The sequence below is a fragment of the Streptomyces sp. NBC_00237 genome (genome assembly GCF_026342435.1).
In the GTDB taxonomy this organism is placed as follows: domain Bacteria; phylum Actinomycetota; class Actinomycetes; order Streptomycetales; family Streptomycetaceae; genus Streptomyces.
Genome location: NZ_JAPEMT010000003.1, coordinates 1,207,475 through 1,231,047 on the forward strand (window position 1 = coordinate 1,207,475; position 23,573 = coordinate 1,231,047).

29 protein-coding genes, 1 pseudogene and 2 CRISPR repeat arrays (1 of these 32 cut by a window edge) are annotated in these 23,573 nt (G+C 67.5%); of the genes and pseudogenes, 18 read left to right on the forward strand and 12 right to left on the reverse strand.

Annotated features, from left to right (window positions below; all coding sequences use genetic code 11):
• Positions 1-205: direct repeats of the CRISPR family, unit length 26 nt; unit sequence GAACAACCCCCGCGCGGGCGGGGACG; it begins 925 nt to the left of the window's first position.
• A 521-nt stretch (positions 206-726) separates the two neighbouring features.
• The 7 genes from casA to cas2e are packed head-to-tail and all read left to right on the forward strand — an operon-like array spanning position 727 to position 6,995.
• Positions 727-2,376 carry a type I-E CRISPR-associated protein Cse1/CasA gene (gene casA, locus OG897_RS32105; protein ID WP_266662323.1) on the forward strand — a complete coding sequence of 550 codons (1,650 nt, stop codon included), beginning with the start codon at positions 727-729 and terminating at the stop codon, positions 2,374-2,376.
• Positions 2,373-2,933, forward strand: coding sequence for a type I-E CRISPR-associated protein Cse2/CasB (casB, locus tag OG897_RS32110; protein WP_266662325.1), 561 nt, complete (start codon positions 2,373-2,375; stop codon positions 2,931-2,933). The genes casA and casB overlap by 4 nt, the downstream gene beginning before the upstream one ends.
• A gap of 34 nt (positions 2,934-2,967) precedes the next feature.
• Positions 2,968-4,110, forward strand: a complete 1,143-nt coding sequence (cas7e, locus tag OG897_RS32115; protein ID WP_266662327.1) for a type I-E CRISPR-associated protein Cas7/Cse4/CasC — start codon at positions 2,968-2,970, stop codon at positions 4,108-4,110.
• On the forward strand, positions 4,107-4,883 hold the full coding sequence (cas5e, locus tag OG897_RS32120) for a type I-E CRISPR-associated protein Cas5/CasD (RefSeq protein ID WP_266662329.1): 777 nt from the start codon (positions 4,107-4,109) through the stop codon (positions 4,881-4,883). Before cas7e ends, cas5e begins: the two co-directional genes overlap by 4 nt.
• A 5-nt stretch (positions 4,884-4,888) precedes the next feature.
• The gene (cas6e, locus tag OG897_RS32125) at positions 4,889-5,677 is read left to right on the forward strand and encodes a type I-E CRISPR-associated protein Cas6/Cse3/CasE (protein WP_266662331.1); all 789 of its coding nucleotides are present in this window, start codon (positions 4,889-4,891) and stop codon (positions 5,675-5,677) included.
• Positions 5,670-6,680 carry a type I-E CRISPR-associated endonuclease Cas1e gene (gene cas1e, locus OG897_RS32130; RefSeq protein ID WP_266662333.1) on the forward strand — a complete coding sequence of 337 codons (1,011 nt, stop codon included), beginning with the start codon at positions 5,670-5,672 and terminating at the stop codon, positions 6,678-6,680. The genes cas6e and cas1e overlap by 8 nt, the downstream gene beginning before the upstream one ends.
• Positions 6,681-6,995 (forward strand): type I-E CRISPR-associated endoribonuclease Cas2e, encoded by a 315-nt coding sequence (gene cas2e / locus OG897_RS32135; protein ID WP_266662338.1) that lies wholly within the window; start codon positions 6,681-6,683, stop codon positions 6,993-6,995.
• A gap of 40 nt (positions 6,996-7,035) precedes the next feature.
• Positions 7,036-8,041: a CRISPR direct-repeat array (repeat unit 28 nt; unit sequence GTCGTCCCCGCCCGCGCGGGGATCGTCC).
• A gap of 127 nt (positions 8,042-8,168) precedes the next feature.
• Here the strand turns inward: cas2e and OG897_RS32140 are convergent.
• The gene (locus OG897_RS32140) at positions 8,169-8,894 is read right to left on the reverse strand and encodes an IS3 family transposase (RefSeq protein WP_266662340.1); all 726 of its coding nucleotides are present in this window, start codon (positions 8,892-8,894) and stop codon (positions 8,169-8,171) included.
• Between OG897_RS32140 and OG897_RS32145 the strand changes: the two genes are divergently transcribed.
• Positions 8,893-10,145, forward strand: a protein-coding gene (locus OG897_RS32145; protein WP_266657791.1) for an IS3 family transposase whose coding sequence is annotated in 2 segments (ribosomal slippage) — positions 8,893-9,175 and positions 9,175-10,145 — 1,254 coding nt in all. Because the reading frame shifts where the segments join, the coding sequence is not laid out codon by codon here. The two genes, OG897_RS32140 and OG897_RS32145, sit on opposite strands and share 2 nt — an antisense overlap.
• Positions 10,146-10,234: 89 nt before the next feature.
• Positions 10,235-10,411: a hypothetical protein gene (locus OG897_RS32150; RefSeq protein WP_266662342.1), complete on the forward strand. Its 177-nt coding sequence runs from the start codon at positions 10,235-10,237 to the stop codon at positions 10,409-10,411.
• Between the two features lie 97 nt (positions 10,412-10,508).
• Here the strand turns inward: OG897_RS32150 and OG897_RS32155 are convergent, their stop codons facing one another.
• Entirely contained in the window at positions 10,509-11,060 is a 552-nt protein-coding gene (locus OG897_RS32155) for a hypothetical protein (protein ID WP_266662344.1), read from the reverse strand.
• A 71-nt stretch (positions 11,061-11,131) separates the two neighbouring features.
• Between OG897_RS32155 and OG897_RS32160 the strand changes: the two genes are divergently transcribed.
• Both OG897_RS32160 and OG897_RS32165 read left to right on the forward strand, forming a co-directional pair.
• Positions 11,132-11,569, forward strand: coding sequence for a hypothetical protein (locus OG897_RS32160; RefSeq protein ID WP_266662346.1), 438 nt, complete (start codon positions 11,132-11,134; stop codon positions 11,567-11,569).
• 53 nt (positions 11,570-11,622) lie between these two features.
• Positions 11,623-12,756 (forward strand): IS630 family transposase, encoded by a 1,134-nt coding sequence (locus tag OG897_RS32165; protein ID WP_266662348.1) that lies wholly within the window; start codon positions 11,623-11,625, stop codon positions 12,754-12,756.
• A 210-nt stretch (positions 12,757-12,966) separates the two neighbouring features.
• Here the strand turns inward: OG897_RS32165 and OG897_RS32170 are convergent, their stop codons facing one another.
• Positions 12,967-13,257, reverse strand: a complete 291-nt coding sequence (locus OG897_RS32170) for a transposase (protein WP_232654321.1) — start codon at positions 13,255-13,257, stop codon at positions 12,967-12,969.
• A 73-nt stretch (positions 13,258-13,330) separates the two neighbouring features.
• Between OG897_RS32170 and OG897_RS32175 the strand changes: the two genes are divergently transcribed.
• Positions 13,331-13,519, forward strand: coding sequence for a hypothetical protein (locus OG897_RS32175; protein ID WP_266662350.1), 189 nt, complete (start codon positions 13,331-13,333; stop codon positions 13,517-13,519).
• A gap of 18 nt (positions 13,520-13,537) precedes the next feature.
• Here the strand turns inward: OG897_RS32175 and OG897_RS32180 are convergent, their stop codons facing one another.
• From OG897_RS32180 to OG897_RS32200, 5 genes and pseudogenes are all read right to left on the reverse strand, one after another.
• Positions 13,538-13,912: a hypothetical protein gene (locus OG897_RS32180; RefSeq protein WP_266662535.1), complete on the reverse strand. Its 375-nt coding sequence runs from the start codon at positions 13,910-13,912 to the stop codon at positions 13,538-13,540.
• A gap of 118 nt (positions 13,913-14,030) precedes the next feature.
• Entirely contained in the window at positions 14,031-14,453 is a 423-nt protein-coding gene (locus tag OG897_RS32185) for a hypothetical protein (RefSeq protein ID WP_266662352.1), read from the reverse strand.
• Between the two features lie 143 nt (positions 14,454-14,596).
• Positions 14,597-14,728, reverse strand: a pseudogene (locus OG897_RS32190) (transposase); the annotation flags it as partial.
• 93 nt (positions 14,729-14,821) lie between these two features.
• Complete coding sequence (locus OG897_RS32195; RefSeq protein ID WP_266662354.1) at positions 14,822-15,262, reverse strand: RacP protein; 441 nt, start codon at positions 15,260-15,262, stop codon at positions 14,822-14,824.
• Between the two features lie 6 nt (positions 15,263-15,268).
• The gene (locus OG897_RS32200) at positions 15,269-16,261 is read right to left on the reverse strand and encodes a DUF6192 family protein (protein WP_266662537.1); all 993 of its coding nucleotides are present in this window, start codon (positions 16,259-16,261) and stop codon (positions 15,269-15,271) included.
• Between the two features lie 165 nt (positions 16,262-16,426).
• On the opposite strand from OG897_RS32200, the gene OG897_RS32205 reads away from it, so the two are divergent.
• Entirely contained in the window at positions 16,427-16,549 is a 123-nt protein-coding gene (locus OG897_RS32205) for a hypothetical protein (protein WP_266662356.1), read from the forward strand.
• Positions 16,550-16,808: 259 nt separating this feature from the next.
• Here OG897_RS32205 and OG897_RS32210 read toward each other — a convergent pair whose 3' ends face one another.
• From OG897_RS32210 to OG897_RS32225, 4 genes are all read right to left on the reverse strand, one after another.
• Positions 16,809-17,129: a hypothetical protein gene (locus tag OG897_RS32210; protein WP_266662358.1), complete on the reverse strand. Its 321-nt coding sequence runs from the start codon at positions 17,127-17,129 to the stop codon at positions 16,809-16,811.
• Between the two features lie 49 nt (positions 17,130-17,178).
• Positions 17,179-18,654 carry an NF041680 family putative transposase gene (locus OG897_RS32215; protein ID WP_266662360.1) on the reverse strand — a complete coding sequence of 492 codons (1,476 nt, stop codon included), beginning with the start codon at positions 18,652-18,654 and terminating at the stop codon, positions 17,179-17,181.
• Positions 18,655-18,916: 262 nt separating this feature from the next.
• Entirely contained in the window at positions 18,917-19,471 is a 555-nt protein-coding gene (locus OG897_RS32220) for a GNAT family N-acetyltransferase (protein ID WP_266662362.1), read from the reverse strand.
• Positions 19,468-20,388, reverse strand: coding sequence for a hypothetical protein (locus OG897_RS32225; RefSeq protein WP_266662364.1), 921 nt, complete (start codon positions 20,386-20,388; stop codon positions 19,468-19,470). The genes OG897_RS32220 and OG897_RS32225 overlap by 4 nt, the downstream gene beginning before the upstream one ends.
• A gap of 562 nt (positions 20,389-20,950) precedes the next feature.
• Between OG897_RS32225 and OG897_RS32230 the strand changes: the two genes are divergently transcribed.
• Genes OG897_RS32230 through OG897_RS32250 form a run of 5 tightly spaced genes read left to right on the forward strand, consistent with a single transcriptional unit; the run spans position 20,951 to position 23,539 of the window.
• Positions 20,951-21,922: an ATP-binding protein gene (locus OG897_RS32230; protein ID WP_266662366.1), complete on the forward strand. Its 972-nt coding sequence runs from the start codon at positions 20,951-20,953 to the stop codon at positions 21,920-21,922.
• Positions 21,919-22,713, forward strand: a complete 795-nt coding sequence (locus OG897_RS32235) for a hypothetical protein (protein ID WP_266662368.1) — start codon at positions 21,919-21,921, stop codon at positions 22,711-22,713. Before OG897_RS32230 ends, OG897_RS32235 begins: the two co-directional genes overlap by 4 nt.
• Positions 22,714-22,752: 39 nt before the next feature.
• Complete coding sequence (locus tag OG897_RS32240; RefSeq protein WP_266662370.1) at positions 22,753-23,025, forward strand: hypothetical protein; 273 nt, start codon at positions 22,753-22,755, stop codon at positions 23,023-23,025.
• Positions 23,022-23,210: a hypothetical protein gene (locus OG897_RS32245; protein ID WP_266662372.1), complete on the forward strand. Its 189-nt coding sequence runs from the start codon at positions 23,022-23,024 to the stop codon at positions 23,208-23,210. Before OG897_RS32240 ends, OG897_RS32245 begins: the two co-directional genes overlap by 4 nt.
• The gene (locus OG897_RS32250; protein ID WP_266662374.1) at positions 23,207-23,539 is read left to right on the forward strand and encodes a hypothetical protein; all 333 of its coding nucleotides are present in this window, start codon (positions 23,207-23,209) and stop codon (positions 23,537-23,539) included. Before OG897_RS32245 ends, OG897_RS32250 begins: the two co-directional genes overlap by 4 nt.
• The last annotated feature ends 34 nt before the right edge of the window (positions 23,540-23,573 follow it).

A 23,573-nucleotide genomic window follows, 5' to 3' on the forward strand; every position in this document is an offset into this window, starting at 1 on the left:
CCCCCGCGCGGGCGGGGACGTCTACCCGTACACGTACGGGTCGGTCCGCCGGTACGAACAACCCCCGCGCGGGCGGGGACGTCACCTGGCCGTCGCTCTTCAAGAGCCGGTTGAGGGAACAACCCCCGCGCGGGCGGGGACGTCCTCCACCCCTTGCCCCATGGGTTGCTCTATGGGGAACAACCCCCGCGCGGGCGGGGACGTCACTTGCTCACCTGCGGTGATACATGCGATGCCTGTTCATTTCATTCAGGCGTTTCAAAGCAGAGCCGAGGTTCTCATGATCAGTTATCGGCTCCTTCGAGTCGGCTGGCAGTGGCCCAGGCTGGTTTCACCCAGACGGATTGGCTCAGGCATTGACTTATACGGAGGGGCGAAAGGGCGCCGTGGTGGTGGAAACGGCTCCTTGACGAGGCGGCGTCCGTCTGTTGTTCGATCGAGGTAACGCACGTCGAAGGCATGAGGCTGGTTGTCAAGTGATGCCTGGCAACCCCCGCATAACGGGGACGACTTGTTGGCTGCCCGTGCTGCTGAATAACCGTGCGTGGCATGGGCCATGTGCGGGCCGGTGTGAGAGGGCAGCATACCGGCCGTTCTGACGGCAGGGGTGGAATCGAAAGTAGCTCTCTACACCCGCAGCATTGGCAGTAATTTCGCAGCAGCTGCCGGGCCACGGTGCTCTGACCCCGGACCCCGAGACCCGGCAGCGTTGAGGGAGGTACTGATGTGACGTACAACCTGATGACGCAGCCCTGGCTCCCGGTTCTCGACCGTCAGGGCAAGATCTCGGAGCGTTCGCTGAGCGCGGTGCTGCTGAGCCTGCACGAGATCCAGTCTCTGGCGCTGCCGACTCCCACGATGGTGCCGGCAGTGCTCCGCCAGGTGCTGCTCCCTGTGGTGCTGGACGCGCTGGGCGTTCCGCGGTCGCCGCAGGAATGGCAACAGCGCTTCGAGCATGGCAAGTTCACCTCGGACGAGCGGGACACACTCACCGCCTACATGGACCGTCAGGGCGACAGGTTCGACCTCCTGTCCGTGGAGAGGCCCTTCGCGCAGGTCGGCGGGCTGGAAGCGGCCAACGGCGAGACGAAGTCGCCGGCGTTGCTCATGCCCGCCGTCGCCACCGGAAACAACGTTCCTCTCTTCAGTGCGCTCAGCGAGGCAGACCCTCTGCAACTGGCCCCAGCCCAGGCCGCCTTGTGGCTGGTGCACGCCCACTGCTGGGACACCGCCGCCATCAAGTCCGGGGCGGTCGGTGACCCGAAGGTCAAGGCGGGCAAGACCACAGGCAACCACACCGGTCCGCTGGGGCAGCTCGGCGTGATCGTGCCGGTGGGCCGGACCCTGTACGAGACGGTCCTGCTGAACCTTCCCGTGCAGTACGACGGAGGAACCCCCGGCGACGCCCCGCAGTGGGCAGCGGCCGACCCGGCCACCCCGTGCTGGCAGACGCGCCCCGCGCGCGGTCTGCTGGACCTGATGACCTGGCAGTCCCGCCGTATCCGCCTCATCGCGGCCGAGACCCCGAACGGCCCGCGCATCACCCGTGTGGTGATCGCCGCGGGGGACCGGCTGGAGTCCACCCCCCTGTACGAGCCGCACACCGCGTGGACCCAGACCGCCAAGCCCAAGGCGGGCCAGCGACCGCAGCGGCCCCGCCGCCACCTTCCCGGCCGCAGTGCCTGGCAGGGCATGGACACGCTCCTCGCGCTGTCGCTCCCCGCCGACGGGGACGGGCCCTACACCTCACAACTCCTGCGACAGCTGGGCGAGCTGGAGGGCGAGGGCTGCATCGCTGAGGACTACCCGCTCCGGCTGGAAACGTACGCCATGGAGTACGGCAACCAGTCAGCGGTGGTGGAGAACTCCGTGCACGACACCCTGCCGGTCCCCGTGGCGGCCCTGGCAGCAGAGCACGCCGGGCTGCGGGACGCCCTGCTCGAAGCCGTCGGCCAGGCGGGACGGCTGGGCCGCGCCCTGGACTGGCTCCAGATGGATCTGCGCCGGGCCGCCGGAGGCGACCCGCTGCCCCGGGACAAGGGCGCACGCCTGTCCCAGCAGCTGCCGTACGCACTCGACCAGCCCGTACGCCACCTGCTGACCCGCCTGCGCGGTACGGCAGGCGATTTCGACCAGGTCGAGACGGCCCTGGGGGACTGGGAAGCGACCCTGTGGGACACCGCCGCAGCGCTGGCCCACGAGCAGCTCGCCGCCGCACCGCCGACCGCTTTCGGCGGACGCGTGACCGCAGACGGCGTCTTCCGCACGGCCACGGCCGAGCGCGGCTTCCGCAAGGCCCTCTACGCCACCCTTCCGCGCGCCGCCGAGGCGCGACGCTCCCCAGTCCAACGCTCCGAAGCCGAGGTGCCCGCATGACTGCTCGCCGACGCCCGCTGTACTGGGAGGACTTCACCCCCGGCGCACTCCGTGCCGGTGCGGAACTTGCCGCCTTGCGCCGGGGAATCGGCCAGGAGCCCGGCAACGCTCCGGACATGTGGCGATTCCACCGGGTCAGGATCAGCGAGTACGAGGCACAGACCGGTGCTCCCTCCAGCACGCTGGCCGCGGAACACACGGCGCTGACCTTGTTCGCGGTCCACCAGCAGTCGCAGCGCACGTCGATGCACCGGGCGAAGAACGGCCTCGGCAGCGCTCTGCGGACGCTCCGCCAGTCGGACCAGTACCGCAACAACCCCGAAGCGCTCGATACCCGGGTCAACGCCCTGGCCACCGCGGAAGAGGTCGGGGAGCTCGCCCACCACCTGCGGGGCCTGGTCACCCAACTGCGCGGCATCAGCCAGCCCTTCGACTACACCGCACTGTTCTACGACGTGCTGCGCTGGCACACCCCCGAAGCGCGCGACCAGGTCCGGCGCCGGTGGGGCGCCCAGTACTACGACTGGGCCGACACCGAGCGCACCGACGGTGCCTGACCCTCTTGTCACATCGACCACAGGAGCAACCGCCATGACCGCACCGCGCCTCTACCTCGACGTGCACGTCCTGCAGTCCGTGCCCCCGTCCAACATCAACCGCGACGACTCCGGCACCCCCAAGCAGGCCGTCTTCGGCGGCGCACGCCGTGCCCGGGTCTCCTCCCAGGCGTGGAAGCGCGCGACACGCACCCACTTCGCGAGCAGCATCCCCGAGACCGACCGGGCCACCCGCACGAAGAAGATCACCGAACTCCTCGCGACGCGCCTCAAGGCCACGACCGGGCTTGCAGCAGAGCAGGCCGACCGGCTGGCCACAGCACTCGTGGCCCCCCTGGGCATCAAGAAGTCCGCGAAGAAGGATGCCCAGTCGGCCTACCTCCTCTTCTTCGGCAAGCCCCAACTGGACACCGTCATCAACCTGCTCGACGGCCGCGCACCCGACCTCGCGGCTCTCAGCGATACCGAACTGGAAGCGGAGATCAAGAAGCTGCCGGTGGCCGAGCAGCTCACCACCGGCCACCCGGCCGAGGTCGCCCTCTTCGGCCGCATGGTCGCCGACCTCCCCTCCCTGAACGTGGACGCCGCGGTCCAGGTCGCCCACGCGCTCTCCACCCACCCGGTGCAGACCGAATTCGACTACTACACAGCCGTCGACGACGAAAACACCGAGGATTCCGGCGCGGGAATGATCGGGACCGTGGAGTTCAACTCCTCCACCCTCTACCGGTACGCCACCCTCGGCATCCACCAGCTGCACGACAACCTCGCCGACGCCGAGACCACCGCCGACACCGCAGCCCGCTTCCTGGAGTCCTTCGCCCGCTCCATCCCCAGCGGTCACCAGAACTCCTTCGCCCACCGCACCCTTCCCCACCTGGTCCTGGTCACCCTGCGCACCGACCAGCCCGTCAACCTGGTCTCGGCGTACGAACGGCCCGTCCGCGCCCGCGACGGCATCGCCGAAGAGTCCGTGTCCCGCCTCGCCGAGGAACTCGCCAGCGTCTCCGAAACCTGGGGCTCCGCTCCCGCCCTGACCCTGGCGACGTACGCCCCGCTCAGCACCGTGCAGGACAAGGCCACCACCGCCTTCGGCCCCAGCATCCCCTTCCCCCGCCTGACCGGCCAGGTGCGCACCACGCTGGCATCGTGGCTCGAAACCGGTGAGCTGCGATGACCCTCACCCCCGCCGTGCTCCTCCTGCGACTGGCCGGCCCGCTGCAGTCCTGGGGCGGATCCTCCGAATACAACCGGCGGGAAACCCGCTCCCAGCCGACCAAGTCCGGAGTGACCGGCCTCCTGGCCGCCGCCTGCGGCCGCCGCCGGGACGAACCGATCACCGACCTCGTCGGCCTTCGGATGGGCGTCCGCGTGGACCAGCCCGGAAGCCTGCTGCGCGACTACCACACCGTCAGCGACCACCGGGGCCGCCCGCTGCCCTCCAGCCAGGTCAACGCCACGGGCCGCCAGAAGCCCACCTCTCCGGCCAAGTACACCCACGTCACCCACCGCTACTACCTGCAGGACGCCGTCTTCGTCGTCGCCCTCCAGGGACCGCAGGGCCTGATCGAAGGACTCGGCCAGGCCCTGCGCAACCCGGCCTTCCCCCTGGCCCTGGGCCGCCGCTCCTGCCCCCCCTCGCGCCCGCTGCCCCTGGGCATCCGCTACGGCGACGACGCCCGCGACCTGGAAACGGCACTGCGCACCCCCCACTGGCAAGCAGCCGACCACCAGCGCCGTGCCACCGGGCCCGACGTACGCCTCGCCGCAACCCTCGAGGACCCCGACGGCGACGACACCGCCACCGACGTCCCCCTGTCGTTCGACCTCCGCACGGGCGGCGGCCTGACCACCCGCATCATCCGGCACACCTGGCTCACCGTGCCCACGGGGCAGCCCGCCGCCCCCACCCCCGCAACCGACCACGACCCCTTCGCACTGCTCGGGTGATCACCATGCCGTACCTGTCCAAAATCCCCCTCAACCCCCGCCGCAACGGCGCCCTGCGCTTCCTGGGCAACCCCCACGCCATCCACGCCGCCGTCCTGGCCTCCCTCGCCACCCAGCCCGTCACCGAACGCCTCCTGTGGCGCCTGGAGACCGGCAACCCGCACCGCCCGGAACTCCTCGTCCTCACCCACAGCCGCCCCGACTTCACCCACCTCATCGAGCAGGCCGGCTGGCCCAACGCCGACGGCGGACAACCCCTCACCCGCGACTACACCCCGCTCCTCGACCGGGTCGCCGTCGGACGCGAATTCGCCTTCCGCCTCACCGCCAGCCCCGTGCAGAGCCTGCGCCGCCCGCAGAAGATGAGCCCCGAGCAAACCGCCCTGCGCGCTCAGCAGGACACCAAAGAAGGCACCGCCGCCCAACGCGGCGTACGGGGCTTCCGCGTTCCGCACCGCACGGCCGCCCACCAGCTCGCCTGGCTCCTCACCCACACCGACCGCGCCGGATTCAAGATCCCACTCGTCACCCAGACACCCTCCGCACCCGGACTCGGCGACCAGGGAGAGCCAGCCCCCGACGTCGCCCTCACCGCGCGCAGCACCCTGCGCTTCAGCAAAAAGAACGGAGGCCGCGAGGTCGTCGTCTCCACCGCCACCTTCCAAGGCCGCCTCCACGTCACCGACGCCGACGCCCTGCGCACCGCCCTCACCACCGGAATCGGCCCCTCCAAGGCATACGGGCAAGGCCTCCTCACCCTCGCCCCGGCAGCCGCACCACCCCGGCATGGCTGACCCCTGGTGGAAAGCAGGCACCCAAGACCTGCACCGCCTGGAAGACCGCATCTCCAGCCTGTACGTCGAGCGCTGCCACATCGACCGCGACGACAACGCCGTCGTCCTCGTCAACAAGACCCGCACGGTCCACGTGCCCGCCGCCTACCTCGCCGTCCTCCTCCTGGGACCCGGCACCCGCATCACCCACGCAGCCGTCGCCCTGCTCGCCGACTCCGGCACCGCCGTGTGCTGGGTCGGCGAGCACGGCGTCCGCATGTACGCATCCGGCCTCGGCCCCGCCCGCGGATCCCAGCTCCTCCTCCGCCAGGCATGGCTGGTCAGCCGCCCCCGCGAACGAGTCGACGTCGCACGCCGCATGTACGCGATGCGCTTCCCCGGCGAAGACACCACCGGCCTCACCATGCAGCAACTCCGCGGACGCGAAGGCACCCGAGTCCGGCGCCTTTACACCGAACACTCACGCCGCACCGGTGTGCCGTGGACCAAACGCGACTACAAGCCCGGCGACGCGTTCGCCGCAGGCGACGACGTCAACCGCCTGCTCTCCGCCGCGAATTCATCCCTCTACGGCATCTGCCACGCCGTGATCACCGGAATCGGTGCCAGCCCCGCACTCGGCTTCGTGCACACCGGCTCCGCCCTCTCCTTCGTCCTCGACATCGCAGACCTCTACAAGGCAGAACACACGATTCCCCTCGCCTTCGACCTCGCGGCCGGAGGCCTCACCAGCGAACGCGACGCCCGCATCACACTCCGGGACACAGTCACCGAGGGCCGACTCCTGCCCCGCATCATCCGAGACATCAAGAGCCTCCTGGCCGCCGAGGACGAAGACCTCATCGACCGCGACCTCAACGGCCTGTGGGACGACAAACTCGGAACCGTGGCAGGCGGACGCAACTGGGACGACACCATCTTCGACGACCCCCAGTACCGCACCATCCTGGGACCCGACCGCGACCCCGACCCAGGCTCCCCACCTGCTCAAGGGAACGGCTAGATGACCGTGATCATCCTCATCGCCGCACCTCCGGGCCTCCGAGGACACCTCACCCGCTGGCTCATCGAAACAGCCCCAGGAATCTACGTCGGAACGCCCAACCAGAGAGTCAGAGACCAACTCTGGAAACTCCTCGCCGACCGCATCCAGGACGGCCAAGCCATCATGATCGAACCAGCTGCCACCGAACAGAAATGGGCCGTCCGCACCGCAGGCAATGACCGATGGACACCCACCGACTTCGACGGCATCATGCTCATGGCCAGGCCACGCAACGCCTATCAGCCGTGGCGTCCTGGAACAGCAAGTGAATGAAATGAGGCCAGCGACGTTGTAACAGTGCAGGTCACGAAGCGTCGTCCCCGCCCGCGCGGGGATCGTCCGTGACCAGGGCGGGGAACGCCGGGCCTGTCGGGGTCGTCCCCGCCCGCGCGGGGATCGTCCGCGGCGGTGTTCGGGCTCGTAGGGAAGCGATGGGTCGTCCCCGCCCGCGCGGGGATCGTCCCCGACGGGAGCGCAAGGCGCCGTTCGACGAGCTGTCGTCCCCGCCCGCGCGGGGATCGTCCGTCTTGCTCAGGCAGTCCGAGAGGCTGCGGCGGGTCGTCCCCGCCCGCGCGGGGATCGTCCCTCAGGCAGAAGTGCAAGCGCTGGGGTTCCCGGGTCGTCCCCGCCCGCGCGGGGATCGTCCACGGTGACATGAGCCCTGCCCTTCGGTTGCGGTGTCGTCCCCGCCCGCGCGGGGATCGTCCTGACGCTGCCGTTGTAAAGGACGTTCACCTTCGGTCGTCCCCGCCCGCGCGGGGATCGTCCCGAACTAAGGGGCCCGGGTGCAGACCGGACCCCGTCGTCCCCGCCCGCGCGGGGATCGTCCGTTCCGCACCACGCTCACCGAGGCACGCGCACAGTGTCGTCCCCGCCCGCGCGGGGATCGTCCCCGGTACGAGGTCACTGGCGACTGATCACGCGGGTCGTCCCCGCCCGCGCGGGGATCGTCCTCAGGCGAGGCCCCACTCGCGGGGGCGGCCGGGGTCGTCCCCGCCCGCGCGGGGATCGTCCGCAGACCAACCTCCGCCAGAGGCACCACCTTGCGTCGTCCCCGCCCGCGCGGGGATCGTCCGCCGCACGGCGCGAACGCCTACGAGTGGGACGCGTCGTCCCCGCCCGCGCGGGGATCGTCCGAACAACACCGCGCCGCCGCCACGAAAGAGCGCGTCGTCCCCGCCCGCGCGGGGATCGTCCTCGACCGAGAGGAACGCCGCCCGCCCTGCTTTCGTCGTCCCCGCCCGCGCGGGGATCGTCCGTTCCCTCGGACGCCGGAGGGGGCCACGGCCATGTCGTCCCCGCCCGCGCGGGGATTATCCGGCGACCCAGCAGCGGTTGGGGGCTGGCGCGACGAAGTTGCGGTCCAGTAGATCCGGTGCCCGCTCGACGCTGCTGCCCGGGATTGAGGGGCCTCGCTTTTTCCGGACAGGCTTCTGACCGTTTATTTCACGCGGCGATTCGCAACTTCTCGTACTCGGCGTGGACTTCGCGCGGAGGACGGTAACCCACCGCCGAGTGGAGGCGTTTGCGATTGTACCAGAATTCGATGTAGCGAGTGATGTCCTGCCGGGCCGCCTCGCGGGTCAGGTAAGTCACCCTCGAAACGCGCTCGTTCTTCAGGGCGCCGAAGAATGATTCGGCCATAGCGTTGTCGAAACAGATCCCGGTGCGGCCGACAGATCTGCGGAGACCGAAGCGGTCCAGCGTCCTCCCGAACTCGGCTGACATGTAGTTACTTCCGCGATCCGAGTGAAATATCGCGCCGGCCAATAGATTCCTATTCCGTGCCGCGTTACGAATCGCCCTGGATATCAGTGGGGTTTGGTAGTGGTCGTCCAGTGCGTAACCGATGACTTCCTTCGTGCAGCAGTCGATGACCGTTGCGAGGTACAGCCAGCCTTCCCCGGTCGCGATATAGGTAATGTCGCCGACGAGCTTTTTGCCGGGCGCATCCGCAGTGAAGTCGCGGCCGATGAGGTCCGGCACTTGGCCGGCCGCAGTCTGAGTGAGGTTGAACCTCTTCGGCCGTGGCAGGCAGGGCACCAGGCCCAGTTCGCGCATGAGGCGGCGGACCAGCTCCACGCCCGCGGCGACGCCCCAGCGGTACAGCTGGGCCTGAATGAACCGTTCCGGGTTCGATAGAGACTTGATTCCGTGTAAGGATTGAGTCATGGCACGCCCTTCCTCCTATCCCCCTGAGCTGCGGAAACGAGCGGTCCGTATGGTCGCCGAGATCCGCGGTGACTATCCGAACGAGTCGGCCGCTTTGAGGGCCGTCGCCCAGAAACTCGGGATCGGTTCGGCCGAGACCCTGCGGAACTGGGTGAAGCGGGACGAGGTCGACTCCGGTCAGCGGCCGGGGACGACCACGGAGGAGTCCGCGCAGATCAAGGCGATGAAGAAGGAGATCGCCGAACTGAAGCGGGCGAACGACATCCTGAAGGCCGCGGCGAGTTTCTTCGCGGCCGAGCTCGACCGGCCACACACGCGCTCGTAGCGTTCATCGACGAGCACCGGGCCCGCTTCGGCGGTGTCGAGCCGATCTGCCGCGTGCTCACCGAGCACGACTGCAAGATCGCCCCGTCCACCTATTACGCCCACCACAAACGACTCCGGGCCCCGTCGGCCCGCACCGTCCGCGACGCCGAACTGAAGCCGCTCATCCGGCAGATCTTCGTGTCCAACTACCGTGTCTACGGCGCCAGGAAGGTCTGGCGTGAGCTGCACCGACAAGGTCACATCGTGGCCCGGTGCACCGTCGAACGCCTCATGCGCGAGCTGGGCGTCGCCGGTGCTGTCCGGGGAAAGAAGATCATCACCACCATCCCGGACAGTTCCGTGGAACGGGCACCGGACCTGCTGGACCGCAACTTCGTCGCGCCGGCCCCCAACCGCTGCTGGGTCGCTGACTTCACCCACGTCAAGACCTGGTCCGGCGTCGTCTACGTCGCGTTCGTCGTCGACACCTTCTCCCGCCGGATCGTCGGCTGGTCAGCCGCCACGTCGAAGGAGACCAGGCTCGTCCTGGACGCCCTGGACATGGCCCTGTGGCAACGTGACCGCGATAAACAGCCTTACCAGCGGGGCGAGTTGATACATCATTCCGATGCCGGGTCGCAATACACGAGTTTTCGGCTCGCCGAGCACCTGGACGCCGCCGGCATCGCGGCCTCCATCGGTTCGGTCGGCGACGCCTACGACAACGCCCTCATGGAGTCCACGATCGGCCTGTTCAAGACCGAGCTGATCAAGCCCGGCCGACCTTGGCGAACCCTTTCGCATGTCGAACTCGCCACCGCCGAATGGATCGACTGGTACTGCCACCGCCGACTCCACGGTGAAATAGGGCACATCCCACCCGTCGAATACGAGACCAACTACTACCGCAAAACCCCGAAATCCCAGGTCACAACCACAATCTAGAGTCTCTACCGAACCCGGAACGGTTCAGAATGCGCCGGTGCCCGTAGTGCTGCATCAGCCAACGTTTGCCCTGCATGTACGGTCGGGACATGGATGCCAGCGGCCAGCCGACGCTTGACGAGATGGTGTTCGTCGTGATGGCCCAGTCGAGAATCCGGAGGTCGGCAGCGTGGGCCGAACTCGATTTCGTCGAGCAGCATGTCCCAAAGTACGGCTGGCCGCCGGAGACGATCGAGGAGTACCGGGCGCAGCAGCTTCAGGAGTAGGCGTCAGAGGCTTGACCAGCCGAGGAAAAACAGAACCCCGTGGACGCGATGCCCACGGGGTTCTGCGCTGCTCGGCCGGGCGAGTGGGAGGTCCACGTCACTTCCCGCACTTGGCCTTGAAGCCGTCCAACAGAGCCTTGCCGGCATCGGAGTTGTCACGCACGTACACGCTACCGCTGATGCTGATCGAGGTGTTGCTGGTCGAGATCGACTCGCTGCCGGTCCGCTCGTTGCGGCTGTCGTCTCCGGCGACCGTCCAGATGATCTGGGACTGATCCTTGTTGAACTCGCCGGTGCTGGTCACGCTCGGCTTCTCGCGGACACCATCGCAGGTGTACTCATGATGCGAGACGCCGTTGCCCTTGACGACCAGCTGGCCGAGTTTGGACGTGCCGTTGACGTCCTTGATGTAGTAGGTACCGTCACGCTTGCTGCCGCTGCCGCTGCCGCTGCCGCTGCCGCTGCCGCTGCCGCTGCCGCTGCCGCTGCCGCTGCCGCTGCCGCTGCCGCTGCCGCTGCCGCTGCCGCTGCCGCTGCCGCTGCCGCTGCTTCCGCTGCAGGCGGTGAGTATGAGTGAGCCCGCGGCCAGGGCCCCGATGGACACGGCGATCTTGGCCCGCGTTCTACGAGTGGTCCTGGTGATGCTCATGGCGTTCCCCCGTCGTTCGTTCTGGATAGTCGGTTTGAGATAGAAGGTGAGTCAAAATATTCTATGGATAGGTGACTTTGACTGACCGGGACCGCCTGTCAGTCACCTTCGAGAAGGTTGTCGAGCCGATGCTCAGTCAGCGCCAGCGCGACCTCGGCCTGTGCGGCGAGGTCAGCGGGCTTGCGGATGCCTGTGGCGACTGGTGCTGCATCGGCCGACGTTTGCCCTGCATGTACGGTCGGGACATGGATGGCAGCGGCCAGCCGACGCTTGATGAGATCGAAGTGCACTTCGTTGCGCTTGTCGAGGGTCATCTGACCCGAGACGAGGCCGACCGCTGGGCTGCGCGGTGGGTGGTCGACGACGGGCTTGAGTTGGGACGACATCTCCTGGGGGCGCTGAGCCTCCTTCACGGAATCGACCTACCCGCGGACAAGGGCGGTGCCTACTTGCACGACGACGAGCAGGTGCGTGCATGGCTCGCGGAGCTGAGGAAACGCCGGACGTGACGAGGCCGGCCAGAGCTGCCATCCCGGCGCCGATCACTGCCAGGCTGATGCGCATGGCCGAACGGGTGCGGGTGCGGGAGATCGATGACGAGGAGGGGCGACGGCTGCTGCGGATAATCCGCAGAGGCACTGGCTCGGTCGTAACGTGGCGGCGCGCGCAGATGGTACTGCTGTCCGTGCAGGGCATGGCCGTGGCGAAGATTGCCGAGGTGACGTTCACGAGCCCGGACCGGGTTCGTGACGTGATCCATGACTTCAACGCCGACGGTTTCGAGGCGCTTTACCCGAAGTACAAGGGTGGACGCCCCAAGACCTTTGCCCTGCCTGAGCGACGCGAGATCAAGAAAATCGCCAAGTCAAAGCCAGCTGAGCATGGCCTGCCGTTTTCAACCTGGAGCCTGGCCAAGTTGGCCGACTTTCTGGTCGCCGAGGGGGTGGTCGACGACATCAGCCACGAGGGCCTGCGGGTCCTGCTCCGCGAGGAGGGCGTCTCCTTTCAACGCGTGAAGACCTGGAAGACCTCCCGCGATCCCGACTACGAGGCCAAGAAGGCCCGGGTCGAGCACCTCTACGCGATCGCCGACGGCGAGGTCATACCGGAGCCCGGCGAGCCTGAAGTCATGTTCTGTATGGACGAGTTCGGGCCGCTCAACCTCCAACCACACCCCGGTCGGCAGTGGGCCGAACGCGGCGGCAAGCACAAGGACCCCGAGCGTGAACCCAGGCCGAGGCGGCGGGCGACCTACACCCGACCGCACGGGGTGAGGCACCTGCTCGCCGCCTACGACCTGGGCAGGGACAAGCTCTACGGTCACATCAAGGAGACCAAGACCCGCTCGAAATTCTTAGAGTTCTGCCGCTACCTGCGCAGCCTCTACCCGGCCGGCGTGCGCATCGCCGTCGTCTGCGACAACTTCTCCCCGCATCTGACCACCAAGCGCTGCCGGCGGGTCGCAGACTGGGCCGAGGCCAACAACGTCGAGATCGCCTACACCCCGACCAACTCTTCCTGGCTCAACCGCATCGAGGCCCAGTTCACGGCCCTTCGCTACTTCGCCCTCGACGGCACGGACCACGCGAGCCACAAGGAGCAGGGCAGCATGATCCGCCGCTACATCATCTGGAGGAACAAGAACGCCGCAGACGAACGGCTACGCGATCTCGTCAACAGGGCGAACGTTGCCTGATTTGGCAGTAGGTGCTGTCGGACATGTCGAAGGCTTTCTCGATGAGCAATTTCAGTTCTTCGCGCCGCTGAGCTGTCGCGGATTCCGGGCGGGATCTCCAGTCGTAGTAGCCTGATCTGGAGACGCCGAGCCGACCGCACATAAACTCGACGCTGTATGCGTACTTCTCGGTGTCGAGCCGCATCTCATCGATGAACTCGTACTTGCTTGCTACCGGGGATCCTTCGCGAAGTACGCTGCGGCTTTTTTCAGGAAGGTAACTTCCATCTCCAGTTCGCGGTTGCGTCGTTCGAGTTCTTTCAGGCGCGCCCGCTCGTTCACCGTCAGTTCCGCATCGGGGGCCGGTTCCTGCTGCTTCTGGTACTTCTTCACCCAGCCGCGTAGTGTCTCCGAGTTCAGCTCAAGCTCCCGGGCGACTTCGGAGATCGTCTTGCTTGACCTCAACGCGATCTGGACGGCTTCCTCGCGGAACTCCGGCGAGTACTTACTGGGTGGCGCCACTTCTTCCTCGTTTCCTTGTCCAGGACAACCCTATTGGGCGCCTGTCCGGAAACTTCGTGGCCCCTCAGATCAAATGGTCCCCGGCGAGTCCGTCCAACAGCTGACCACCGAGAACACCACCCTCAAGCACCGCGTCCACCAGCTCACCCAGGAGGACCGCAAGCTCCAAGAACGGCTCGAAGGCGCCCGCTCCAACCTCAGATTCGCTGAGAAACGCATCGCCAACCTCGAAGCCGAACTTCTCGAACAGGACCGGCCATAACCGGTTGCCGTGGCCTGTTCAATCACCGTCGATTCGCTGGAAGATCTCGGAGAAATCGCCAGTCTCGATCAGGCCAGCGATCACACCGGTCATGTTGTTGATGCCTGGGTCTCGGACGATCAATCCGTCCGAGACCCAGAAGTAGCGACCGTTCAAGGCTTCCCCAGTCCCTGACCACTTCTCCATCAAGCGTCCGACCTCGGCGACCGTGAAGACAGTCGCGCTCCATTGGGATCCGTCCTTGAGATTCACGAAGGCATCGACGTTGCACACCGAGTCAAGTTCCTCGTCTGAGCCAGGGAGGAAAGATGCCTCGAAGGCATCCTTGCGAACGCGGAACCACGGCCCATCCCAACCTTGTTCAACCGATCCGGGCGATGCGCTACGACTCATCATGCGAGTGTCTCCGGCCAGCCCGACGATCTCAATCAGGTTCCACGGCGGTGATCTTGCCCGCAGCATAGCTGGGGACGTTCATCCGTACGCGGCGGAAGCTGGCTGATCCGGAGCCTCAAGCCTGCCCCAGTTCCTCGCCCGGCGGGATGAAGGCGTCAGCGCTATCGGCATCGTCAACATGCCCGTGAGCGTCCATCGTGATGGCCGTTGCCCGACCCTGCGAGGTAATCAACCACGCGAGCACCTGTTCCGTGAGAGGGGTCTTCCCAGGGCCCTCGTCCTTCCAGTGGGCCCGCCATCCGCCACCAGGCACTGCGGCCACGACCTGGTCGGCCTTCTCAAGGTGGGAGAAGTCCTCGTAGTCCGTGACGGGACGCATAGCGCCTCGCTTGGGGTCGACGACAAGCGCTGTTCCGGTTGCCGCGTCCCATGCCTCCACCCGCACCATGCGGCCGATCTCGGTCTCGGTGCCGTTGAAGATGGCCGTCCAGCCGGTCTGATTGAAGTAACGAAGATCCACCACCACATCATCTCGCATGCCAATGAGCGGCCGGTTACGTGCTCTGCACCGGGACGCACCTCTGCACCTACGGGAGTGCGCCGACGCCACCTCGTCACGGACCTCTACGCGTCGTGTCTGCCAAGCTCACAGCCCATCCGGTCACTTTGACGCTCGGTAAGGACCACCTCTCGGCGCGGCCACTTCTCCGGGTGCCCGCCGGTCGGCAGCGTGCTGGCCGCCGACGGGAGAAGCGGGGCGATCAGGGCCCATTCCGCATCGGTGGTGTCGGAGGGGTAACGGGAAGTACGCATGAACAGGGCACGAGGGACCGGCCCCGAAGTGTCTGCGGCGACCGGGGCCGGCCCCCCATTCTCCTGCTCTGGTGATGGGCTTCGCCGCTGCGGCTACTGGGTCTGCGGACGGGCGATCATGTCGAGGGCGCTCTGGACCGCGTTCATCTGCGCGACGATGTACTGGACCCAGCGGCTCTTGGGAAAGAGCCTGGCATGCGGCGCCAGGACCCCGGTGATGACCCGGCTGATCTGCGTGAACTTCACGTCCGCCCACTGCCGTTCCCACTCCTCCAGAGCGTCGGCGTCCAGGCAGAAGTGGTAGCCGTCCGCCGCCGACCACACCAGCGGCGGCCAGCCCTTCTCCCCGGCGAGTTCGCGGTAGGCGGCCAGCCCGCGGACCAGCTGGGACCGGGACAGCTCGGTGACCGCCATCAGCCGCGTCTTCTTCAGCCCGGCCGGAGCGACCTCCATCAAAGCGAGCCGGAGCGAGTCGGCATGACGCTCGGCCGTGGGCGAGCGACGCCGGTCGCGCTCACGCTGCCGGGAGCGCACCACCGCCTACTCACCCCGCAAGAGCCGGGCCAGCGCCTCGTCCATGTCGACTTCCCCGGTTTCGACAGCGTGCTCGATCCATTCGAGAGCGGCCCGCACCCGGGCGATGTTCTCCCCCAGCACCGCCTTCTCGTCCTCGCAGACGGTACGGCCCCGCAGGCCGGGGACCACCCGGTGAGTGGTGGCGACGAAGGTGTGGCAGGCGCCGACCAGGTCGAGGAACTCCGCTGTCCGCTCGAACCGGCGGATCGCCGGGGCGAGGTCACTGCTCTGCTCGAACTCCTCGCGGGCCTGGCGGCCCCGTTCGACCTGGGCGTGGTTGACGGACTGCCGGGCCCGGTCGTCCGACATCGCCTTGAACGCGACGTCGGGGCGGTGCAGCAGACCGGTGGCGGCTTCGGCCGCCACCCGCTCGTCACGGGACAGGTCCCTGATCGCCTCCACCCTCGCCTGGGCAGGGACCTCGTCCGCCACCGCGGGCCGTCGCAGCAGGTCGGCCGCCACCTGCGCGGCCACCTGGTCATCGGCCGCCAGGCCGTGGATCGCGGTCACCTTCTCCTGCACCGACACCGGGTTGTGGACCTGCCAGCCCCTCGCCCGCTTCGCCGCGTCCTCGGTCCACCGGTGTTTCCCATAGCGCCGGTTGAACGGCGGTTTGCGAATCAGCTCGAACCGGTCCGGATGCCCCATCAGAATCCGGTGGATCTCGATCGACACCCCCACAACCCGGTGCTCGGAAGGCCAGTGGGCTGCCGTGAGGCGGTAGTTCATGAGGGTGCCGATGCACATGCCCACATCGTCCGCGAACCGGCGCAGCGTCTCCTCCACCGACTGGACATCCTCATGGGCCGAGGGCCGGGAACCCCCTTTGGCCTGCAGGGGCTCCACTTCCAAAGCGTTGTCCCCTAGTTTGAAAAGCGTCTCGCGCTCGGTCTCGACCAGGACCTTCGACTGCGCCACGAGCTCGTCGTAGCGTTCCTGGGCCACCTTGCCGACCATGGTGGGCACTGCGTTCACCACCCGCCGCGGGCCCGGGGGCGGCGGACGTCGGCGACAGGGCCGAACCCGCGCTGTCCTCAGCGTCAACCCGGTGAAAGATCGAACACCAGCAACGACCAGAACTGACCGTTCGGGCACCAAGCGGACACCTGTGGCCGTTCGCCCATGCATCAATTCGGCGCTTCGGCGAACGCTTTGCTCCGCCGGTACGACGCCCGGCCCCGGCACTTCGGCGAGCAGTACACCGCGTTGCTGCGGTGGTCCACCCCCGCCACCCATACCGTCTGACACACCGGGCACACCCGCCGCCCGGCACCGTCAACCTCAGCCGCGGCCCGCTGGCGAATCCGCCGTGCATGACGCCACTGCCTCGCACGACAGGCCGCCGAGCAGTACTCCGCCCGTGATACAGCCCCCAACTTCACCGGGGACTCACACACGGGACAGCACCGCCGCAACAGCAGCCCGTCGAACCCGGACACACCACCAGACTAGACCCGCCCAAAGATCAGATCAGGAGAAGAGACACAGGCCCTTATCTTGTCGTTTATCCTCCGGCGTCCGGCGAGGAGAGTTCGTTTCTAACGGCGATGGTGATTTGTGCGTTCCAGCTTCCTGGGTCTTGGGGCGGGTCCCAGTTCACCTCGACGTCGGTGCCGTGGAAGTCACGAGCGAGCCCCTTCGCCACTGCCTCTGCCGCAGTGCGGGCGTCCTGTGGGGCGATGTGTGGCGCTACGTTCAGGCGTCCGCAGAGCATTCCGCCGTCCTCGGTGAGGATGGTGTGGCGCCAGCCGTCGGGCGTTTCCAGCAGGACGATGCCCTTCGGAATGCCGAGCAGGGGCTGCTTCTCCTTCTTGCGTCTCGCCATGCCGCTATCCAACATCGTCGGTCTCATGGCGATGAGTTCGGGTGGCTGTTCAACTGCTGCGGCGCGGTTTCGTGCCTGTCTTGTGGTGGGTGGGTCGGCGGTAGGGCTGGCCGGTGGCGAGTTCGAGGCCGACGTCGTAGAGAGGGGCGGGGCGGTGGTTCTTTGAGCCTGGTGGGCGTCCGGGACCTGGCCGGGTGGGTTTCGGCACTCTGGCTGGTGTCGGGATCTTGGCGTGCAGGTGTCGGAACCTGCGGCGGACTCGGGCAGGGGTGAGTCTGTTCGAGGGGACGGCGCGTTCCCACAGGCGTCGCAGGTCGACGGCCAGGGAGCGGGCGAGACGGAGCTGGGTGTAGGCAGCGATGACCAGCCAGGTCCAGTTGTCCGCCGCTGCGGGGTCGCGCAGTTTCGGGGCGGTCCAGCCGAGGTTCTGTTTGATCATTCTGAAGAAGTGCTCGATGTCGAATCTTCTGAGGAACGCCTGCCAGGCAAGGTCAGTCTCCGCCGTGGTGGCCGTGGGCCGTGACCACCACAGCCACAGGGGCTTGGGGTCGCCGCCGCTGGGCAGGTGGTCGACCTGGAGGCGGATCACGGTGCCCTCGATGACGGGGAGTTTGCCGGGGTGGTCCCGCCAGGCGGAACGCTGCTGCAGTTCGGGATGGAGCCGGTCCCAGCCCTGGGTGTGGACGGTGCCGTATCTGGTGGTGGTGGTCTTCGTTTCCGCGGCAGGGACGCCCCAGGTCCTGGTGTCTTTGAAGATGAACTCGCTGCCGTGCCGGGGCGGGTGGCCACCTTGGGGATGGGCGAGGTAGTACTCCCTGCGGGAGGGCGCCGGGCGGCGCATGACCCGGTCTGACCGGAGACGCCCGAGGAGTTCGACGGGCAGATCCTGCAGTAGGTAGGCCAGACGCATCACGTCATAGCCGGCGTCGACCACGATCCACACCAGTGGGTCGCCCTCGCGCCACTGGCCTGCCAAGATCAAGCGTCCGACCAGCTCCCGCACCTGGGCAGCGGTTACGGCAGCGAGATCGTCGCCCGGCCGCAGCCGTACCGCGTCCAAGGGCGCGGTCCACGAGGTGCGGCCAGTCTCCAGGGCGACGATCCATGAGTAGGGCCAACCCGGGATCATCAGGTGTTTGTTCTCGCCGCGGCCGTAGGTGTGGCAGAACGAGCGAGCGTTGCTGGTGGCGGCGTCCGGCCGCAACCAGGGCGAGACGTCCACAGCCAGAACCAGCCGTCCGTCGGCCGCCCGCGGCAGCGGTACTGAGGCCAGCACCCGCCGCAGCCGGGCGACCTCGATGCGCCCCTGATTGAGAGCTCCGTACAACGCGCCGTGCCCACGCCTGAGTTCAGGAGCAAGGGCGAGTCCGACCAGGGTCTTCACTGGCCCGTCTGAGCAGAGCAGGGCGTCCGACAGCTCGAACAAGGCGTCCGCGCGTCCGGTCAAGCAGCCGTAGAAGTCCGCCCGGAAGCGTGACAGTTGCCCGAGCGCATCCGGCGGAACACTCACACACGGCAGACTCATCCCACGGCCTTCCTGCTGAGCGGTGCATCTGTGACGGAGCACAGCATTAGCGGAAGGCTGTTCTCACGTGCCCTGATCTGGGCAAACCCCACTCACGTGTGAAACACGTTCGAGGCCAGACCATAAACGACAAGCTTATGGAGCCTGCGGTACAGACGGCCCGGACAGACGGCCCGGAGGGTCCCGGTGGGAGCCGGAATTCCATCCCAGGCGCCGGTGGATGTTCGGGCCACGGCCGGACGCGTTCGTGGCGCAGACGTGGTTACACCTGCCGGACGGGGCGTGTCATAGAGGCGAATACGGGGGAGTCGGCGAAGGGCTGCTGTTCGCCCACTTTGCGGTAACCCCATGCTTCGTACACGGCCTGTACTGCGCCGTCACCTGCGGCAGGGTTCACGAGGAGGGTGACGCGTTCCTCCGTTCGCGTGGACAGCCATGCTTCATGAAGCTGCCATGCGACACCACGCCCGCGCCAAGGCTTGCGGACGACGATCTCGTTCAGTGCGACCGTTCGTGTGCCGTCTTCTGCGGTGTAGCCCTCGGGGAGTTCGGTGATCATGGACGACCACCAGCGGGTGTCCGATCCGAGGGGGACTCCGAAGCAGAAGCCCACGGGGTCGCGGTTCTCGAAACCGACGGTGGCGCTCCAGCCGGGGCGGGACGCGTAGGACGTGAGCCGTTCGTCGAAGCGTTCTCTGTCGTAGAAGGGGCCGGTGAGCCCGAAGTCGTGATGGCGTACTTCCACGTGAATGTCGAGGAGATGCTGCCGGATCTCGGGCAGTCGCTCGGCGGTGTAGTGCTTGATCTCGATACTCACGTGAGCCTCCTCTTGCTGGTGTACATGTCCGTCCACTGGCCGCAGATGTGTTTGCCGGGGGCGAGGCTGAGCAGCTCGGAGTGGAACGTGGCCAGTAGTTCGCCCGTACGTCCGGTCAGTGAATCACTCCGCAAGGAGGGCAGTACAGACGCTGCCGTTGCGCAGCCCTCTTCGGGATCGCCTTGGCGGAGTTGGGCCAGGGCGAGTTGCGCGCCGTAGTAGACGCGGTTACGGACGAGGTCGGGTCGGAGCCGGGACAGGGTGCTATGGAGGAACGCCTCTGCGCGCTCGTGTGCGCCGATGCGTCCCATCACCAGAGCCGACAGGCCGTCGAGTTCCGCACGGTCGTAGAACGCGATCCAGGCGGGCCGGGGCTGTGCGGAGTCTGCCCGGTGGAAGGCGTCGGTGGCGTGGTCCAGGACACGAAGTGCACCTGCGCGGTCGCTCTGCGAGGTTGCCCTGCCTGCCTGGATGCCAGCGAGTCGGGCCGTGGCGAAGGAACGCAGGAGCGGGTCACGGCGGCAGGCCGTGGACGTCCGGCTAACGTTCGCTGCTGCGATCGCGTCGTTGTAGCGTTCTTGCTGGGCTGCGAGGAGGGCTGCGTGGGCCCAGAGACGGAGCTGGATTTCGGCGTTGCCGGAGAGGGCCGCGAGGTGGGTGGCGCGTTCGAGATGGCGTTGGGCACGTTCGAGCTCTCGGGCATCGATGGCCGCCCAGAGGGCCGTGCCGGTGAAGGCGGCCCCTAGGTAATAGAGGCGCGCTCGGACACGTTGGCTGGCTGAACCGACGGTCTGGAGCTCATCGGCATGGTGGGCGAAGGCGAGCGCGCGGGTTTCGAGACCGACGCTGCCTCCGTCCTTGTTGTCGGTGGCGATGAGCTGTGCGAACGCCGTTTCAAGCCGGTCTGCGTCAGACATACCGATGCGCGGTGAGCGAGAGGCAGGAGCGGGGCGTGTGACAGCTGCGGCGGCGAGGCCGACGGCTGTGCTGCCGAAAGTGCGACGCCGCACAGATTCCTCCGTTGGTGCTTGGGCGGGTGACGAGCTTCTTGACCGCCTCACGAACCCCAGGTCTTCGGCGGTGCACCCGAATTCTTCTTCGAGCGCGCGTCGTTGTCTCGCCTGAGGCCAGCGGGTCTTGCCGGTGAGCCAGTTGCGTACATGGCGATCTTGTAGAGTGCCAGGTTTGCCCGTGAACGACTCGATCCGGCTGTTCAGGGCATGGGCGACCTCGTGTTGCTTCAGGCCACGGGCTGCGATGCGGGCCGCGAATACCACGTTCCCGGTCATGGTTCCACGGTAGAAGCAGTGCGGTCCTATGGCTCCTAACACCGGTAAAAATTACCGGTAGTTGAGTGGCAGGCTGCCTCCGGTCTTGCCTGTTCGTGGTGCAGCTCAGGCGGTTTCCTCTTTGCACGGTCCCAACGCGGCTGGCGCACTGGGCCCGACGGTGGTTCTCAGCCGTCGAGAAGGAGGAGCGGTGAAGGTGGCAGCCGAGCACTGGCAGCAGAAGGGCGTTGCTGGCGAGCAGCGCGAGCCCCGGAACCGGCCTTCGATCGCAGCGCGGGGCCAGATGGCATGTGAAATGGCCGCTGACGGTGCGTCGGTACGCCGGGCCCGTGAGCGGTGTGCGCATGCGCTCACGGCGTGGAGGATTCCCCGGGCCATCGACGACACCCTCTACGTGGTGTCGGAGCTGGTGACGAACGGGGTGGTGCACACGCCCGGCCTCCACATCGAGCTGGTGCTTACCTACGGCGACGGACTGCTCCTAGTGGAGGTCCGTGACAGCAGCGCCGAGCCGCCTGCGCTCGTACGGGACACGGGTGAGGGTGAGGGTGGGCGGGGTCTGCAACTGGTACACGCCCTCAGTAGCGACTGGGGATGGTGCCCCCTGGGGCCGGACCGTAAGTCGGTATGGGCGCTGCTGGCGGTGCGCCGCGCGGAGTTCGCGGCGGTAACGGCGCAAGCAGGCTCCGGGGCGATCACGAACCTGATGCCGGTAGCCGCCAGAAGACCGCGAAAGCCTCCTCCGGCTCGTCGGGGTGGCGACGCAGTGATCAGCACTGATTCCCCCGCTGCCGTGCACATCACAGGCACTCTGCCCGGCGGGCTGCGCCTGGTGGTCCTGTACGTGAGGGCCGATGTCCTTGAGGACGTCCAGCCGATCACCGCCTCCCTGCGCGCATTCGCCGAGCAGGTGGGCCTGGAGGTCGTCGAGGCCCTCTACGACGTGACCTGCGTGGACAGTCACCGTGTGACCCGCTACGGCTGGCAGGCCGTTGTCGCGAGCATCCACCTCGGCAGCGTCAACGGCATCGTGTGCCCGCACGAGGACGACATCGCCTACTACCGCGAGGACAAGGCGCTGCTGCGCCGGTGGGTCCTGGGCAACGGTGCGTTCGCGATCTACCCCGAGCAGCCCGAAGAGACGAGAGAGGACGGGGCATGAGCCCGTTACTGATAGCCGGGTACATCGCGCAGGTGATCGCGCACCAGCTTCCTCCCGACGGAGAGGCAGGGGCCTTTGTGACGCATGTGCTCCACCACGGCGGCGCGGCGACCGCCCTGGAGGCGATCGACGTGCTGCGGGGACATGCCGACGGCCTGGCCCACGAGATGCCCGACAGGGAGGCTGTGGCGGCCGCGCAGGCGTGGGCTCTCGACGCGGCATCCCACCACGGGGCCGTCGAGGCCGTGGGCGACGGCAGGGTGTTCCTCTTCGCGGCGCGCTCGCCTTCGGAGCTCACGTGGTTCGAGTTCACCGCGCGCCTCGTCCACCACCCGGCCCCCCACTTCAGGGATGCCCCTGTGCCCGCCCCCGAGCCCACTGTGCAGCCCCAGCCTGCCACCCCTCCTGTGCCCGAGGAGCAGGGCCCCGACCTCGTCAACCTTGCGTTGCGCTGCGCACAGATCCGGCGGTGGACCACCGCCGCCTGGCCGGTCCTGAACTCGGAGGCTGCCTTCCTCAAGGACTCGTTTGCCGCGCTTGTCTCCCGGCTGAGCCGCCCCGATGACTCCGAGGAACAGGAGTGGTATCTCGGTGCCCTGAGCCGGGGGAAGGAGCTGGCTGCCGTCAGCGAGACGGTCCTCGACCTGGCCACCGGCCCCGACGGGGTCCGCTCGGTGCTCACGCACGTGCAGGAGCTGGCCGGGATCGTCTCCGCCCTGTCCCGCCTGCTGTCCCGCCAGACCTCCCTCACCGTCCTCGCGGCCGGGCCCTTGCCGCCGCAGATCGCCTGACTCCGCACCGTTCGCCCTCCACGCAGGAAGCGCACCACATTGACCCGCACTCCCGCCGACACCCCCACCGCCGCCGTCTTCGACGCCCGCCGGTACGCAGCCCAACGGCACCCTCTGATGCAGTACCTGATGCCGACCACCCGCAGATTGCAGCACTGGGCCACGGTCCTCGCGAAGATCGCCAACGACCCCAGCGTCCTTGTTCTTGCCGCGCAGACCGTTCCGTCCCGAGTGCCCGACGCGGTCACCTACATGGTGCAGCTCGCCGATGCGGTGGAGCAGCTCATGCCGCCCACGGACGGCCGTGTATGAACCGCGACGGCGGGTTCAGCGTCCAGATCATGATCGCGATCGTCGTCGGCCTTGCCGGGGCGTTCCTGATCTCCGTCGGCGAGCGCAGAGCGCGAGGAAGGCAGCGCGACGACGAGATCCGGGCCTTCGAGTACCCCGACGACGCCTCCAACGACCGCCCGCCGCGCCACAGGAGAGAGACATGAGCATCCACACCCCGACCGAGAGCGACACCGCCCGCCTGAAGGACCTGATCGGCCGAGCTCACCAAGAGCCGCCCCTCCTTACGCTGGAGGAGCGTCAGGCGCTCGCCAACGAACTCCATCTCGCGTGCAGGGAGTTGCTGGAGCGTATCGACGTCGACACCGCTGCCAGCAGCAACCGGGTCCGGCTCCAGGCCGCCAAGGAAACCGTGGAGGCCACCCTCACCGACGAACGGGGGTGCAGGGTCTCTGATGACCCCCACTCCGTCTTCGGCTACTACCACCGGCTGGCCGCTCGGACCACACACCTCCTGAGCCTCATGGAGCGTTAGATTTCCCGCGCGCGCCGTTCCCGTCCCTCGTCCG

Coding starts and splice junctions, on each gene's coding strand:
- OG897_RS32180 (WP_266662535.1), bottom strand. CDS start 13,912: ATGAGTCGTAGCGCATCGCCCGGATCGGTTGAACAAGGTTGGGATGGG.
- cas7e (WP_266662327.1), top strand. CDS start 2,968: ATGACCGCACCGCGCCTCTACCTCGACGTGCACGTCCTGCAGTCCGTG.
- OG897_RS32185 (WP_266662352.1), bottom strand. CDS start 14,453: ATGCGAGATGATGTGGTGGTGGATCTTCGTTACTTCAATCAGACCGGC.
- OG897_RS32235 (WP_266662368.1), top strand. CDS start 21,919: ATGAGCCCGTTACTGATAGCCGGGTACATCGCGCAGGTGATCGCGCAC.
- cas1e (WP_266662333.1), top strand. CDS start 5,670: ATGGCTGACCCCTGGTGGAAAGCAGGCACCCAAGACCTGCACCGCCTG.
- OG897_RS32215 (WP_266662360.1), bottom strand. CDS start 18,654: ATGAGTCTGCCGTGTGTGAGTGTTCCGCCGGATGCGCTCGGGCAACTG.
- cas5e (WP_266662329.1), top strand. CDS start 4,107: ATGACCCTCACCCCCGCCGTGCTCCTCCTGCGACTGGCCGGCCCGCTG.
- OG897_RS32245 (WP_266662372.1), top strand. CDS start 23,022: ATGAACCGCGACGGCGGGTTCAGCGTCCAGATCATGATCGCGATCGTC.
- OG897_RS32175 (WP_266662350.1), top strand. CDS start 13,331: ATGGTCCCCGGCGAGTCCGTCCAACAGCTGACCACCGAGAACACCACC.
- OG897_RS32210 (WP_266662358.1), bottom strand. CDS start 17,129: ATGGCGAGACGCAAGAAGGAGAAGCAGCCCCTGCTCGGCATTCCGAAG.
- OG897_RS32165 (WP_266662348.1), top strand. CDS start 11,623: ATGGCCGAACGGGTGCGGGTGCGGGAGATCGATGACGAGGAGGGGCGA.
- cas2e (WP_266662338.1), top strand. CDS start 6,681: ATGACCGTGATCATCCTCATCGCCGCACCTCCGGGCCTCCGAGGACAC.
- OG897_RS32200 (WP_266662537.1), bottom strand. CDS start 16,261: ATGGTCGGCAAGGTGGCCCAGGAACGCTACGACGAGCTCGTGGCGCAG.
- OG897_RS32155 (WP_266662344.1), bottom strand. CDS start 11,060: ATGAGCATCACCAGGACCACTCGTAGAACGCGGGCCAAGATCGCCGTG.
- OG897_RS32150 (WP_266662342.1), top strand. CDS start 10,235: ATGGATGCCAGCGGCCAGCCGACGCTTGACGAGATGGTGTTCGTCGTG.
- casB (WP_266662325.1), top strand. CDS start 2,373: ATGACTGCTCGCCGACGCCCGCTGTACTGGGAGGACTTCACCCCCGGC.
- OG897_RS32250 (WP_266662374.1), top strand. CDS start 23,207: ATGAGCATCCACACCCCGACCGAGAGCGACACCGCCCGCCTGAAGGAC.
- cas6e (WP_266662331.1), top strand. CDS start 4,889: ATGCCGTACCTGTCCAAAATCCCCCTCAACCCCCGCCGCAACGGCGCC.
- OG897_RS32225 (WP_266662364.1), bottom strand. CDS start 20,388: ATGTCTGACGCAGACCGGCTTGAAACGGCGTTCGCACAGCTCATCGCC.
- OG897_RS32140 (WP_266662340.1), bottom strand. CDS start 8,894: ATGACTCAATCCTTACACGGAATCAAGTCTCTATCGAACCCGGAACGG.
- OG897_RS32205 (WP_266662356.1), top strand. CDS start 16,427: ATGCATCAATTCGGCGCTTCGGCGAACGCTTTGCTCCGCCGGTACGAC.